The organism is Candidatus Phytoplasma tritici (assembly GCF_000495255.1).
Taxonomy (GTDB): domain Bacteria; phylum Bacillota_I; class Bacilli_A; order Acholeplasmatales; family Acholeplasmataceae; genus Phytoplasma; species Phytoplasma tritici.
In genome coordinates this window covers 44,913-58,226 of record NZ_AVAO01000002.1, presented here as the reverse complement: position 1 = coordinate 58,226, position 13,314 = coordinate 44,913, and the positions used below count along the sequence as shown (strand labels likewise).

General features: G+C 24.2%; 15 protein-coding genes. 8 read left to right on the top strand and 7 right to left on the bottom strand.

Translation table 11 applies throughout. The features are described from left to right. Positions 1-554: 554 nt before the first annotated feature. From N747_RS03375 to N747_RS03370, 4 genes are all read right to left on the bottom strand, one after another. On the bottom strand, positions 555-914 hold the full coding sequence (locus tag N747_RS03375; protein WP_240992289.1) for a hypothetical protein: 360 nt from the start codon (positions 912-914) through the stop codon (positions 555-557). Beyond that, a complete protein-coding gene (locus tag N747_RS0101225; RefSeq protein ID WP_024563463.1) occupies positions 914-1,126 on the bottom strand; it encodes a DUF2963 domain-containing protein in 213 nt (70 codons plus the stop codon). The genes N747_RS03375 and N747_RS0101225 overlap by 1 nt, the downstream gene beginning before the upstream one ends. 1 nt (position 1,127) lies before the next feature. Further along, positions 1,128-1,178, bottom strand: coding sequence for a hypothetical protein (locus N747_RS04030; RefSeq protein ID WP_240992291.1), 51 nt, complete (start codon positions 1,176-1,178; stop codon positions 1,128-1,130). A gap of 215 nt (positions 1,179-1,393) precedes the next feature. Continuing rightward, positions 1,394-1,621, bottom strand: a complete 228-nt coding sequence (locus tag N747_RS03370; protein WP_038251683.1) for a hypothetical protein — start codon at positions 1,619-1,621, stop codon at positions 1,394-1,396. A 717-nt stretch (positions 1,622-2,338) separates the two neighbouring features. Between N747_RS03370 and N747_RS0101205 the strand changes: the two genes are divergently transcribed. The 7 genes from N747_RS0101205 (at position 2,339) to N747_RS04210 (ending at position 7,462) form a co-directional block, all read left to right on the top strand. Beyond that, on the top strand, positions 2,339-3,511 hold the full coding sequence (locus N747_RS0101205) for an NAD(P)-dependent malic enzyme (RefSeq protein ID WP_024563462.1): 1,173 nt from the start codon (positions 2,339-2,341) through the stop codon (positions 3,509-3,511). Then, positions 3,508-5,073 carry a 2-hydroxycarboxylate transporter family protein gene (locus N747_RS0101200; protein ID WP_024563461.1) on the top strand — a complete coding sequence of 522 codons (1,566 nt, stop codon included), beginning with the start codon at positions 3,508-3,510 and terminating at the stop codon, positions 5,071-5,073. Before N747_RS0101205 ends, N747_RS0101200 begins: the two co-directional genes overlap by 4 nt. A 652-nt stretch (positions 5,074-5,725) precedes the next feature. Further along, positions 5,726-6,382 (top strand): CDP-diacylglycerol--glycerol-3-phosphate 3-phosphatidyltransferase, encoded by a 657-nt coding sequence (gene pgsA / locus N747_RS0101195; RefSeq protein WP_024563460.1) that lies wholly within the window; start codon positions 5,726-5,728, stop codon positions 6,380-6,382. A gap of 395 nt (positions 6,383-6,777) precedes the next feature. Beyond that, on the top strand, positions 6,778-6,927 hold the full coding sequence (locus N747_RS04270) for a hypothetical protein (RefSeq protein WP_084193796.1): 150 nt from the start codon (positions 6,778-6,780) through the stop codon (positions 6,925-6,927). A 71-nt stretch (positions 6,928-6,998) separates the two neighbouring features. Continuing rightward, positions 6,999-7,220, top strand: coding sequence for a P-loop NTPase family protein (locus N747_RS04215; RefSeq protein WP_024563459.1), 222 nt, complete (start codon positions 6,999-7,001; stop codon positions 7,218-7,220). Continuing rightward, entirely contained in the window at positions 7,207-7,311 is a 105-nt protein-coding gene (locus N747_RS04265; protein WP_084193795.1) for a hypothetical protein, read from the top strand. Before N747_RS04215 ends, N747_RS04265 begins: the two co-directional genes overlap by 14 nt. Before the next feature lie 7 nt (positions 7,312-7,318). Next, on the top strand, positions 7,319-7,462 hold the full coding sequence (locus N747_RS04210; RefSeq protein ID WP_420885269.1) for a hypothetical protein: 144 nt from the start codon (positions 7,319-7,321) through the stop codon (positions 7,460-7,462). Between the two features lie 196 nt (positions 7,463-7,658). On the opposite strand, the gene N747_RS0101185 is transcribed toward N747_RS04210, so the two are convergent. The 3 genes from N747_RS0101185 to N747_RS0101165 form a co-directional block, all read right to left on the bottom strand. Then, the gene (locus N747_RS0101185) at positions 7,659-9,305 is read right to left on the bottom strand and encodes a DEAD/DEAH box helicase (RefSeq protein ID WP_024563458.1); all 1,647 of its coding nucleotides are present in this window, start codon (positions 9,303-9,305) and stop codon (positions 7,659-7,661) included. Positions 9,306-9,905: 600 nt separating this feature from the next. Beyond that, a complete protein-coding gene (locus N747_RS0101180) occupies positions 9,906-10,559 on the bottom strand; it encodes a hypothetical protein (RefSeq protein ID WP_024563457.1) in 654 nt (217 codons plus the stop codon). Between the two features lie 952 nt (positions 10,560-11,511). After that, positions 11,512-11,736 carry a hypothetical protein gene (locus N747_RS0101165; protein ID WP_024563455.1) on the bottom strand — a complete coding sequence of 75 codons (225 nt, stop codon included), beginning with the start codon at positions 11,734-11,736 and terminating at the stop codon, positions 11,512-11,514. Positions 11,737-12,193: 457 nt separating this feature from the next. Between N747_RS0101165 and hrcA the strand changes: the two genes are divergently transcribed. Then, positions 12,194-13,219 carry a heat-inducible transcriptional repressor HrcA gene (gene hrcA, locus N747_RS0101160; RefSeq protein ID WP_024563454.1) on the top strand — a complete coding sequence of 342 codons (1,026 nt, stop codon included), beginning with the start codon at positions 12,194-12,196 and terminating at the stop codon, positions 13,217-13,219. Positions 13,220-13,314 lie beyond the last annotated feature (95 nt).

Here is a 13,314-nt window from a genome sequence, read left to right as displayed (position 1 = left end):
TTACTTCTGCTGTTAAAGACGACACGTCTTTAACAGCAGAAGTAACAACTGGCACTGCATTAACCATTATAGAAATAATTCTTGTCAATCTTGCTACAGAAGCAATTGAAGTAACACCCACAGTAGTTAATAATACTTAACTATTTAATATATTAGGTATTTCTTTTAAAAGAACCAATAATTCTTTCATAATTAATTGAAAAATTTCAATAATTGATATAAAAAATAAATAGTTAAATAATTTTAAAGGATAAATTAAAGTTGTTAATTGTTCCCATATAAAAATAAATATAGTTTTTATAATATTATAAATATTAATAAAATTATTATTCCAACCAACATTAAAACCAAACAAAAAAGATGATTTAGTAAAAAAATACTATAAAAAATACTATATAATAAATAAAAAAATCTTTAAAATCAAAGGAAATTAAATATTTTAAAAAATCAAAACTAAAAATCATTTTCATTATTATCAATAGATTCTACAATTAAAGGTTTTTTTATATTATTTAATTGTTTTTTTAATTTTAAATTTTCTTTTAACAATTCATCTAAATTATTATTATTTTCTTGATTTTCTTTTTTTCATCAAAAATACCTTCTGAAAAATTAAGACCACCATTTTCTCCAAATTCTTTAATCATTGTTTCAACATGTTTTCTATATATACCTAAGTAATTACCCATATGTGCCATTATTCTAATTAAGACTCCATATTCATTCAATTTCATTTGTCCAGTTTTAAGATATTTATTTACTACTTCACGTAATTCATCACTAAAATCATATTTATTTTTTAATTCTTTGATATATAAATAAAAATGATAAATTAAAAAACCAAAAATCATTGAAATAAAAGAAACAAATATTTTAGATTCAAAAACATTAATTATTAATTGTTGTATATCCATTAATTATTCCTTTCTATAAAATTATTTAAAATATTTAATTCCTTTATTATTTCAAAAATAACCCAAATAATTAATATAATTTTTCTTGGCTTATATATTATATGGATAAGTTTTATATCTATAATAGTTCCGTCGAAATTGTAATAAGTTTCTTTAATAATTTTATCACGAGAGTTATATTCTTCAATATAATTAATTATTTTACCATCCATTTTATAATATTTTTTTTATTAAATTATCTGTATATTTGTTATATTCTTCAATATAATCAATTGTTTTACCATCAGATTTATAATGAGTTATTGAAGGATATTTAAGTAATGGGGTTTGGTGTTGTTGTTTTTATTCTTTTATTTTGTCTCTAATTTCTAATTCTTTATTATTTTTCAACCTTTTTATAATCTACTTTTTCAAAAAGTAATTCAGGCTTAAATTGACCTATTAACAAAAATGAAAGCAAACTAATACCCAAAATAAAACTAAAAATTAATAAATTTTTTTTCATTAAAAATATTAATTTCAAAAACGAAACTAAAAAAAGTTAAAGGAAAATATAATACCAAAATTGCAAAACTAAAAAGATTCATAAAACTCATTATAAAACCAAATAAATTAAAATCAACATTATTTATATTGATTCCCAAAAAACGTCCGCAACATTGACAATGTTCGCGATATTCTTTTTTCAATTTTTGTTGTTTATCCATTTTTAAAAAACTCCTTAATTTTAACTTAATTTATTCATATATTATCCTTTAATGAGTGTTTTTTAAAAAACACTCATTATTTAATCCATGTAATTTTAGTTTAATCAGTAACAATAATGCCAAACTTATATAAAACAAAAATAAATATACCACTAAGGGCAATAAGTGTTAAAACTTGTCTTAAAGTCATTTTATTATAATCTTTTCTTTTATACTTATAATAATTACTTATATAAACTCAAATAACCTTTTGAAGCAAAATAAAGAAAAAAAGGTATAACAATACCTAAAGTAGGTAAAATCCAATATGTAAAAAACTGCTTAAGTTTAATTTATTTCTTCTAAAAGATTTTTTACTGAAATAAGAACGTCTGTAATTTTTGGCCATTTTAATCCTCCTTTTTTATTTTTATTTAATAAGAAAAATATTTTTTAGTATTTAGCAACAATAAGAAAACCAACTTAAAAGTTGGTATTTTTTTTAACGGTTTTTTTAATCGCCTACATATTTTAAAGTTTTAAAATGATTAAATATATAATTATTATTTTATTAAATATTTAAATAAATGTTAAAAAAATAAAAAAATATTAATTATTTTATTAAATAAGGTATAAAATATAGACGGATGATTATTTTTGGTAATAATTTCAAGATCAAATCACCCTTTAAAAATATATAAAATGCATAAAGAAATATAAAAGGAGATTTTCAGTTAAATGAATATCAAAGAAAAAGCATTAGAAATGCATGAAAAAAATAAAGGTAAAGTAGGTATTGTAAGTAAAGTAAAAGTGCAAAACTTAGATGATTTAGCATTAGCTTATACTCCAGGAGTAGCAGAGCCTTGTTTAAAAATTAAGGAAAATCCTAGTGATGTTTATCGTTATACTATGAAAGGTAATATGGTAGGTGTTGTTACAAATGGGACTGCAGTTTTAGGATTGGGTAATATTGGTCCGAAAGCTTCTTTGCCAGTAATGGAAGGAAAAGCCATTTTGTTTAAGGAATTAGCAGGGATTGATTCTTTTCCTATTTGTATTGATTCTACTAATTCTCAAGAAATAGTAAATATTGTTTCTAAAATTTCCACTGTTTTTGGAGCAATTAATTTAGAAGATATTAAGTCTCCTCAATGTATTGAAATTGAAGATGAACTTAAAGCTAAACTTGATATTCCTGTTTTTCATGATGATCAACATGGTACTGCTATTGTAGTTACTGCAGGAATTTTAAATGCTTTAAAAGTAGTTAAAAAATCTATTGAAGATGTTAAAGTAGTTATTAATGGAGCAGGTTCTGCAGGGATGGCAATTGCTAAAATGTTGTTGTTATTAAAAGTTAACAATATTGTTTTAGTTGATAAAACAGGAGCTTTATATAAAGGAGCAGCTAATCTTAATAATCCGCAAAAAAAATTAGTTGAAGTAACTAATAAATATCAAGAAAAAGGAACTTTGAAAGAAGTACTTAAAGGAAAAGATATTTTTGTTGGTGTATCTGCTCCTGGTATTTTAACAGCTGAAATGGTAGCTACTATGGCAAAAGATGCAATTGTTTTTGCTCTAGCTAATCCAGTACCAGAAATTATGCCAGATGAAGCTAAAAAAGGTGGGGCTAGAATTGTTGCTACTGGTAGATCTGATTTTCCTAATCAAGTAAATAATTGTCTTGCTTTTCCAGGTGTTTTTCGTGGGACATTAGATGCTAAAGCAACTCAAATTACTGAAGATATGAAAAAAGCTGCTATTTATGCTCTAAAAAATATCATTAAAGAACAAGATTTAAATGAAAATAATATTTTGCCAACTTCCTTTAATAAAGAAGTAGTTAAACAAATTGCTTTGGCAGTTTGTAAAGTAGCTAAAGAAACTGGAGTAGTAAGAAAATGAGTATAGAACAGGAACAAAGTTCCCCAGATAATAAAGAAAATAATAACAATAATAAAGACAAAAATAAAGAACCTAACAATAATAAATATTCTAAAAATGTTAATGGTGTTTTTGTTCCTAAAAAAACTATTTTAGGATTTAGTGTGCCTCTTTTTTGTTTGATGAGTTTAGTAGTTTTTGTTCAAGTTTTTGTTTTGGGATTTATTAGTTTTAAAACTACTAACAAATTTGAACCTGCATTTCATCCATTAATTACCCCTTTATTAATAGCTATGCTTTTGGCTGCTGTTTTACAAAAAATAGGTGCTAAAATACCTCTCTTAAAAGATATTGGAGGAGGTTCTATTTTATGTATTTTAATGCCTTCTATTTTATTTACTTATCCATTTTTTAAAGATGGTTCTATTTTTTTGCAAATGCAAAAGTTTATGCAAAGTATTATGAAACATTTAAATGCCGAATCTATAACAGTAAAAGTTCAAGAAAATAAATATACTTATAAAGCAGTAGGTTTTGCTAATTTTTTTGTTTCTGCTTTAATTATTGGTAGTTTTTTAAGTATGGATAAAAAGTTATTAAAAAGTTCTTTTAAAAAATTCATTCCTTTAATATTAGTATCTTTGTTTGTTGGTGCTTTAGTTGTGGGAACTTTAGGAGTTTTATTGCATCCTATTGGAGGGTTAGAAAATGCCTCTCAAACTTCTAAAGGGGGTTTTTTAGATGCTATCTTTTATATTTTTGCTCCTTTAGCAAGTGGTGGTATGTCATCTGGAGTTACTCCTTTAAAAAATGCTTATGCTGGGCAGAATTTAGATTTACAAGAACCTTTTATGTCTCATATGACTCCTGCTTTATTAGTAGGAGGAATATTTAGTATTTTTACTTCTGGGCTTATTAAGAAATTTTTGAAAACTACTAAATATAGTGGTTATGGTAAACTTGAATTTAAAGAAACTTCAAAAAATCCAGATAAAAATACTTCTAAACCATTTCCTGAAAAATTAAGTTATCCTCAAATAACTACAGGTTTAATTGCTATTTTTACCTTATATTTATTTAGTGTTTTAATAAAAGAATCCTTAATTTTATTATTACCAAACATTAAAAAATACCTACCAGAATATATTGTCTTTTTAGTTTTTGTAGTTGTTTTAATGAAATTATTTAATGTAGTATCTGATTATTATAATAGTTGTATTAATCAGGCTTCTAAATTTGTCACTACTAATTTTACATCTGCTTTTTTAGTAATTTTAGGTTCTAATATTCCAATGGAAGCGATGTTAAAACAATTAAATGTTAAATTTGTCTTTACATGTATAATGTGTGTTTTATTAGTTGCTTTAGTAGCGGGATATTTAGGTAAAAAGTTAGGTTATTATCCAGTAGAATCATCAATTACTGCAGGGCTTTGTACTAATAGTATTGGTGGAGCTGGGAATGTTGCTATTTTATCGGTTTCTGATTTGATGGGGTTAATGCCTTTTGCTCAAATAGCTACTCGTATTGGTGGAGCTTTAGTGGTAGTAGTTGCTAGTATTGCTTATCCTTTGTTATATTAATTATATTAATTATATTTTATATACATGAATATGGAAAATATTTATCACATAAGTATTTATGATTATTTAAAAATATATTATTTTAGTATTTTATTATTATGTGATCTGATTGAATTTATTTTTACCAACACAAAAATAGCTAACATATTTATATTAAAATTCTAAAACATTTTTAACTATTGCGGCACCCTTCTATTTGCTTATTATAATAGTGGGTGCCGTGAGATTTTTAAAGCAAAACAAACTATAAAATATATCTTCGTTAATTTATTTTTATTATAAACATTTAAAAATTAAGTTAAATATTTCTTCTTTATACAAATCATTTATTTATAAATGTAGAACAAATTTAATTTAATTTTTAAATGTAAAGTTTGTATAATGTATCTTTTCATTTTAATAATTACTTAAAATAATAACAATTATGTTATGTATATAAAAACACTTACTAAAAACATTTATCAATAATGTTATAATAACAGTATATAAGAGTTTTTTTGAAAATCTTATTTTTTATCCTTAAACATTTATTTTTTATTTATTTTTTGCATTATTTTTATTTTTTTATATTCAAAGAAATAATTTGCCTTTTTTTCAACCATATTTAATTAAAAAAAATATGAGTTTTTTAAAATTACTATAGGAGTAATGTATGTTTCCTTTGTTTGCTAATTTAATTACTGTTTTTAGGATTGTTTTGGTGTTTGTGCTTTTGCCTTTGATGTGTGTAAGTGAGCCTGAATTTGCTAATGTTTTGACTTTTCAAATTATCTTTATAGTGGCTGCTATTACTGATTATTTGGATGGTTATATAGCTAAAAAATATCAACAACAAACTGTTTTTGGTAAATTTTTTGATCCTATTGCCGATAAATTATTAGTTATTATTACGCTTTTTTATATTTGTCAATGTCGTTTATCTGCTACGCAAGGAACCTTTTTATTTGCAGATACTCAAATGCCTAAAAAATTTTTTACTGCTGTTATTATGATTATAGTGATTAGAGAATTTTTAGTAACAGGAATAAGATTGGTAGTTTCCAATAAAGAAGGAGTTGTTATTAGTGCATCTTTTTGGGGCAAAACCAAAACTTTTTTTACTTTTGTTGCCATAATTTGCCTTTTTTTTGGGCTGTATACTTCTTCTACTTTTGCTTATGATGCAGCAGATTTAAAAAAATTGTTTGAATATCTAAGTAATATAGGTGATATTTGCTTGCTTGTTTCAGTTTTTTTAACTATTGTTTCTGGATTTGATTACTTTTTTAAAAATTATAAAATTATTCGCAAAAACTTTGCTCCTGAGTAATTTTTTTTTTTTTGATCTTTATATTTGTTACTGCTGTTTTTATTATATTTTAAAATTTTTCTTTTTGTTTTTTCTCTCGATATTAAAAAAATTATAATAATTATTTTTATCTTGCTCTTTTTATCTTTATTATTTTACTTATAATATTTAAAAAATTATATTTTATCAAAACTAAAATAAAAAACCAAAGGAAAATTATTTATTCAAAATACACAAAACAAAAACGATTTAGAAGACACCATTAATGATATTGAAAAAAAGTTTGGTAAAAAGGTAGAATTATGCAATTCAATTCCAAAAAATAAATAAAAGAATTTAATCTATTTCTATTGGTTCTTTTTCATTTAATATTTCCTTAGAAATTGGTAGTTATGCTAAAGGAATAATTATTTGAAATTTATGGTCCTGAAAGTTCAGGTAAAAATACTTTAATTTTTCATGCCATTTCGGAGGTCTCAAAAAAAAGGAGGCAATGTTTCTTTGTTGATGCAGAACACACCTTAGACCCAGTTTATGCAAAAACCATCGGTCGGAGCAAATCTTGATAAACTTTTAATCTCACAACCTGAGATTCAGTAGAAAAAGGCCTTAGATACTGTTTGTAGATTAATTGCAAGTGAAAAATATTAGTCTTTTGGTAGTTTATTCTGTATCAACATTAGTTCCTGAGGCAGAAGTAGGCGGCGATATGGTTAATATTGCTAATGGGTTTACAAAATCACGAATTAGATTTGGGGGGCAATCCATGCGTAAACAGTCAAGAATAATTAATAAAATTGATACAGTTTTTATCTATATTAATCAACTTAGAGAAAAAAACAGTGATGGTTTTTGGTAATCCTGAATTAACTCTAGGTGGTAAAGCCTTAAAATTTTTTTCTTTTTTGTGTTTAGACATTAGAAGATCAGAAACTTTTAAACAAAGGTGATCAGGTTGTGGGGGGCATTCTTTCTAAAGTAAAGGTAGTTAAATCCAAACTTGCATTCCTTCTTAAAACTGCTACTATTGATATTATTTATGGTAAAGGTATTGATAAAATGACAGAAGTAATTGATTTAGTAACTAACCTTAATTTTTAATTCAAAAAGTTGTTCTTTTTATAGTTTTAAAGATGAAAAAAATGTTTAATGAATAGGAAAGTGTTAAAAAATATTTAACTAATAATCCTAAAATCTATAATTAATTTAATTGCTTAAATTAAAAAAAGATATAATATAATAAAAAAGCTAGCTTTTTTAAGTTAGCTTTTTTTGTTATTATTAAATTGTTATTTTTTTAATCTTTTTTGTTAAGAATTACAGTTTTGTTTTGGAAACGAATATTAGATTTGCTTTTCATTTGATTCCAAAAACGACTTGCTACTTCAAAAATAGTTTCGTTAGTTAAGTGTTTGATATTACCAATATTTTTTCCATAAATTTGAAAATGGTCTTTTAATAATTTTAATAATACTGGAGGATTGATATTGTCTTTTTTGCCTAAATTAATAACTACTTCTATAAAGTTGCTATTTGTTCTTTGGTAAGAGGAGTTGTTAGAACCATAAGAACCAAATCTAGATACCCCACCAAAACGCGATCTGGTAAAAGAATTGTTGGTGGTCATTCTTGGAGGAAGTATTTCGGTATAATTTCTTTCTTTTGGTAAAAAGTTTTTCAATAATCCTTGGATAATTTGTTCAGAAGAAAAAGTTTCTAATAACTTTTGTGCTAATGGATTTGGAGTAGTGTCTTCTTTGTTTTTTTCAATAATATTTAATAGTTTTTTTTCTAAATCTTTGGCATTTTGTAATTTGATGCTTTGAACAGAAGGAATATCTAGTAAAGTAATTTTTTCTTTTAAGTAGTATTCTAATTTTTTAAGTTGGCTTACTTTTCTTGGACTAATTAAACTGTAAGCTAAACCTTTTTTACCAGCTCTTCCAGTTCTTCCGATGCGGTGAACATAAACTTCATCTTCGTGTGGTAAGTCATAGTTAATTACCATTTTGATGTCAGAAATATCAAGTCCTCTTGCAGCTACATCAGTTGCAATTAATATTTTGATTTTGCCTTTACGGAAATTATTCATTACATATTGTCTTTGATTTTGTTTTAAATCGCCGTGAACTGCATCAGCTAAAAAGCCTTTGTCTTGAAGGTAGGCTGTAATTTCGTCAACATCTTTTTTAGTGTTTGCAAATAAGATAGCTGAATAATCCTTTTTTAAGTCTAGTAAACGTACTAATAATTTAGCTTTGTCAACTTCTTTTACTAAAAAGTAATTTTGTTCGATTGCATTAACTGCAATGTTTTTAACAGGAACTTGTAGGATTTTAGTGTCTTTTTGGTATTTGCTTGCTATTTTTTTAATTAATGGAGGTAGAGTTGCTGAGAATAAGACAGTTTGTCTTTCTTCTGGAATCTTTTTTAAGATTGTTTCTAAGGCTTCTTGGAATCCCATTTTTAACATTTCGTCTGCTTCGTCAAGAGTTAGAATTTTTAATGATGAGAGGTCGATTTTGCCTCTTTCTAGGTGGTCAATTGCACGTCCGGGAGTAGCAATAATTAAATGAGGTTTAGCTTCTAAAGCTCTAAATTGTTTGGTGTAAGATTCACCACCATAAATAACAGCGATTCTTATTTCTTGATAAAATCTTAGTAATTTTTTTAATTCTTCGTATACTTGTAGAGTTAATTCTCTAGTGGGGCATAAAATTAAACTTTGGGTTTTTTGGATTTTTGGGTCAATTTTTTCGATAATAGGAATACCAAAAGCAAAAGTTTTTCCTGTTCCTGTTTGAGCTTGTCCAATTACGTCATGTCCTTTTATAATTTCTGGAATCACTAAGGCCTGAATTGGAGTAGCATCAATAAAATTGAGTTCTTTTAAAGCTTTTTTAGTTTGCTCTAAAATAGGTAATTGTTCGAATAAAGTATTCATAAATTCCTCATCTTTCTTTTTTAATTTAAAATTAAATTATACAGATATAAATATAAAATGTTTGCAATGTTTGCTAAGTTAATTAAAACACTAACCCCTTTTTAGAAGATATTTTTAAACCCTTTATGATTTCGAGTTATTGTTTGGAGTTGCTAAATAATTAATAATCTTGAAAAAGGAATCATTTTACAAACTATCAACTGTGTATTTGATGTCATTTTTACTTTATAGTAAAAAAAGTTGTAAGACTTTAATATTTTTTAGTTAAGACCCTAATAAAAAGTATTTTGGTATTTTGCTTTTATAACAATTATGGTTTTAGTAATAATTTTGTATTTTGTGAAATAAATTTAAATAATTGTTAAAAAGTAAAAAGTTACACTAATTTATAATAGTTTTTTGATTTGTAACATTTAATAATTTTTTACTGCATCTTTAATATTATACTTTATTATACTTGTAAATTAATAAAAAAAACAACTATGTTTGAATTAAAAGTGTCTTATTTTTATACTTTATTATGTATTTGTTTAAATATGAGAAGCAATAAATAATAAAAAAAGACTCTTATTGGATGAGAGCCTTTATAACAAATTTGGATTAATTTTTAATATTGTATATTTCTTTTAAAGCATTTTGGTAAGGTTTGATGTCTATTTGACTAAATTTATTTTGAGTTTGTAAATTTTGAAATAAATTGGTGTGTTGTTTAATTGCTAAAGTTTGATCAGTTTCTAATTGTTTTTGTTGTTGACTTAATTCTTGTAATTTGCCAAAAATGAGATCTGTTTCATCTCTTATTTTTGATTTTTCTTGTTCGTTTGCTTCTTTGTATTGTTCTTCTAAAGCTTTTATATCTTTATTTATATTTTTAATTCTAAATAATATATAATCCAATTTACTATTTATTTTTAAAATATTTTCGTATGATTCTTTTTCGTCTTTAGACATGAAAGACATTTGTTGTTGTTGGTATTGTTTGCGTAGTTCTTTTTCTTTTTTTGTTCTAGGTAAAGTTATTTGTGGTTCTTTAATTTCATTATGGATAATATATTTTAGTCTTTTATTAAAATTTTCTTGTGAGATTTCTATTTTATTATTTATTTCAGTTTTATCGTTATCTTGTGTTGAGGTTTGTAATAACATCGCATCAGAAGTGAATAATTGAGGTTTTACAAATAAATTAAAAATTGTAATTCCGATTAAAATTAAAAAAATAGTTGTAATAAGGATATATTTTTTGTTGCGGGTCATTTAGTTTGCTTTCTATTGTAAAAAGTGATATTGTGTTTATCTTTTGTCCTTAATTTTATTTTATCATTTTTTTATTATTTTAATAATTTATTATTTTTTAAAAGTGACTTTGTTTTATGGTTGATTTAAAAAATGTGTTTATTTGGAAAAATAACAAAAGTGTATATTATAAAGTTTTTGGGTATGCAAAAAGATGAGTTAAAATATGGGATTGTTATTAATGAAATAAATGTTTGATAGTTGCAAATTGAGTATAAAATTTAGTTATTTGGTGTATATTTCTAACATTTTTTCTTTAAATTATTAAGTATAATGGATTTTGTCTATTGTGTGTTTTTGGTTTTTTTGGATATTTAAATAACTATTAAAAATAGAACCTAATCCTTGTTTGTTCAAAAAGTGAAGTTGTAGAAAGATTACTATATTTGTTTTTACAATCTTTCCGAGTTTTAGTTAACAAATCATTGAGTATTTCATTTTTTTATTAAGTCATATTTTTTTCTTGTGGTTTTTATTAAAATTATTAGAATTTATTTGAGGATGATATTTTAGTTCTTTTTCTTTAGATATTTGTAAATTGAGTGTTTTTGGTTCTTCTTGATTCATTTCAAATTTTATTTCTTGTTGTATATATGGATATAAAATCAAACCTAATAACAATATACTTATAATTACTAAGAATAATAAAACTTTAATATTTATTTTCAAATGATTTATTTTTTTCATATATTGAAGGGATAAGTGTTTCCCAACATTTATATTATAACCATTATTATGTAAAAAGTCATTATATAAACAAAAAAGACTATCATTTAAGATAATCTTAATATTTTTTAAGTAATTGATTGATATTTTATATTTTTTTAGAAAAGAATTATATAAATACCCGTATAGTTGTGATAGATTTTGTTTGAATTCATTATATGCTTCTGGTGATGTTTTATTTTTTAGTTTAGGTAGTAAAAAAGATTGCATTATGTGTTTCATGAAATTTAAATTGTCTTCTCCGATTTGGTTTAATTCTTTTTCTTTTATATTCTTGTTGTAGAGAATCCATTTTATTTTTGAGATATAAAGGTTTATTTGCCATACGGTTTTCTAACCTAGAAGTCAATTTTTCTAATTTTGGTTGTTGATATCCTCCAAAACTATATATTATGTGGTTGTCATCCAACATTATTGCTTCCTGTTATTTTTGTAGTTGTTTTGCTTGTGTCTTCTTTGGTTGTTTCTTGTTTAGATTTTAAAACCCAACAAATACTTAATATTAATACTATAAATTCTATTGTAAGTACAATAAAATTTTTATTTTATTGTGGTTATTGCATATTATTTACTCCTCTTTTTTATTATTTTAGGATTAATTCCTTCTTAATCATTACATTTATTTTACTCTTTTTTTGGTTAAAAATCGCTCAAAAACAGTTCAAAAAGTGAAAAAAAGAAGACCGCTTTACCCCTCTATTTAAGGATGATTTTTTTATATTATTATTATTAATTATTTATAATCACATTAAAATCAATATAAAATAAATAAAAATTTAACAAAATGAAAATATAGGGTTGACATTCAACAAAAAAAGTAATACAATATTATTGGCAATCGTTAATGTGAGTGCCAAGAGGTAATGAATATGCTTTCAGATAGAAAAAAATTAATCCTAAAGGCTGTAGTTGAAAACTATTCACAAAAAGGACAACCCGTAGGTTCTAAACTGCTTACCCATTTGCCTTATCTTAAATTTGCAAGTGCTACTATTCGTTATGATATGGTGCAATTAGAAAAAGAAGGTTTTTTACAAAAAAATCATACTTCTAGTGGTAGAGTGCCTTCTTTTAAGGGTTATACTTACTATCTAAACCATTTATTAACGCGTGATCATGATGTTTCTTGTATGTTTGAAAGCATTGACAAAGTGATTCAAAAAAAACGTTTTTGTAAAGGACAAGTAATTAAAGAAGCTCTTAATTTGTTAAATAATTTAACTAATTATACTGCTATGGCAATTGGTTCTGATATTTTTAATAATAGTAAAATTACTAAAATTGACTTTATTCCTTTAAATAGTACTCAAGCTGTTATTTTGATTATTACTGATAAAGGAAATGTACAACATCAAAATATTTCTTTGGATCAAACAAAAGAAATTAGCATTTATGATCTTAAAGATGTAGTGAAAGTAGTAAACGATTTGTTGACAGATAAGTTTTTATCAGAAGCAGCCCACATTATTCAAAGTGATTTTTTTAAACAAACTATTGCTAAATATATTTGTTTTCAAGAACAATTAATTGCTTTGTTTATGGAAGTTTTTAGTAGTTTTGCCTCAGAGAATCTTTATTTTTCGGGGGTTTCTAAAATGCTTGAAAAACCTGAATTAAGCAATCCCGAAATTATTAAAAAATTTATGGGTCTTTTAGAGTGTAAAGAATTATTAAAAATTATGTTAAATCAAGATAGTTTGTCTTTTAAATTTTCTGATGGCTTGCAACTTACTCCTTTAAAAGATTGTATGATTCTTTCTATTCCTTTTGATGTAAATCCTAATGAGAAAGGAAGAATTGCAGTTGTAGGACCTTCGTGGATGAAATATCCTAAAGTTATTCCTATTTTGGAATATTTGGCAGTTCATTTATCTAAATTAAACGATCAAGAATAACAAATAAAAGAATAAATAATACAATAAATAATTGTAAAATAAACAATTATAACAAATAATAAGTAAATAATTTATAATTTAACTAAGAAATTACA

Excerpts from the sequence above, each read along its gene's own strand:
- hrcA (WP_024563454.1), top strand. The coding sequence starts at position 12,194 with ATGCTTTCAGATAGAAAAAAATTAATCCTAAAGGCTGTAGTTGAAAAC.
- pgsA (WP_024563460.1), top strand. The coding sequence starts at position 5,726 with ATGTTTCCTTTGTTTGCTAATTTAATTACTGTTTTTAGGATTGTTTTG.
- N747_RS0101165 (WP_024563455.1), bottom strand. The coding sequence starts at position 11,736 with ATGTTGGATGACAACCACATAATATATAGTTTTGGAGGATATCAACAA.
- N747_RS0101225 (WP_024563463.1), bottom strand. The coding sequence starts at position 1,126 with ATGGATGGTAAAATAATTAATTATATTGAAGAATATAACTCTCGTGAT.
- N747_RS0101205 (WP_024563462.1), top strand. The coding sequence starts at position 2,339 with ATGAATATCAAAGAAAAAGCATTAGAAATGCATGAAAAAAATAAAGGT.
- N747_RS0101185 (WP_024563458.1), bottom strand. The coding sequence starts at position 9,305 with ATGAATACTTTATTCGAACAATTACCTATTTTAGAGCAAACTAAAAAA.
- N747_RS03370 (WP_038251683.1), bottom strand. The coding sequence starts at position 1,621 with ATGGATAAACAACAAAAATTGAAAAAAGAATATCGCGAACATTGTCAA.
- N747_RS0101180 (WP_024563457.1), bottom strand. The coding sequence starts at position 10,559 with ATGACCCGCAACAAAAAATATATCCTTATTACAACTATTTTTTTAATT.
- N747_RS04265 (WP_084193795.1), top strand. The coding sequence starts at position 7,207 with ATGGTTTTTGGTAATCCTGAATTAACTCTAGGTGGTAAAGCCTTAAAA.
- N747_RS0101200 (WP_024563461.1), top strand. The coding sequence starts at position 3,508 with ATGAGTATAGAACAGGAACAAAGTTCCCCAGATAATAAAGAAAATAAT.
- N747_RS03375 (WP_240992289.1), bottom strand. The coding sequence starts at position 914 with ATGGATATACAACAATTAATAATTAATGTTTTTGAATCTAAAATATTT.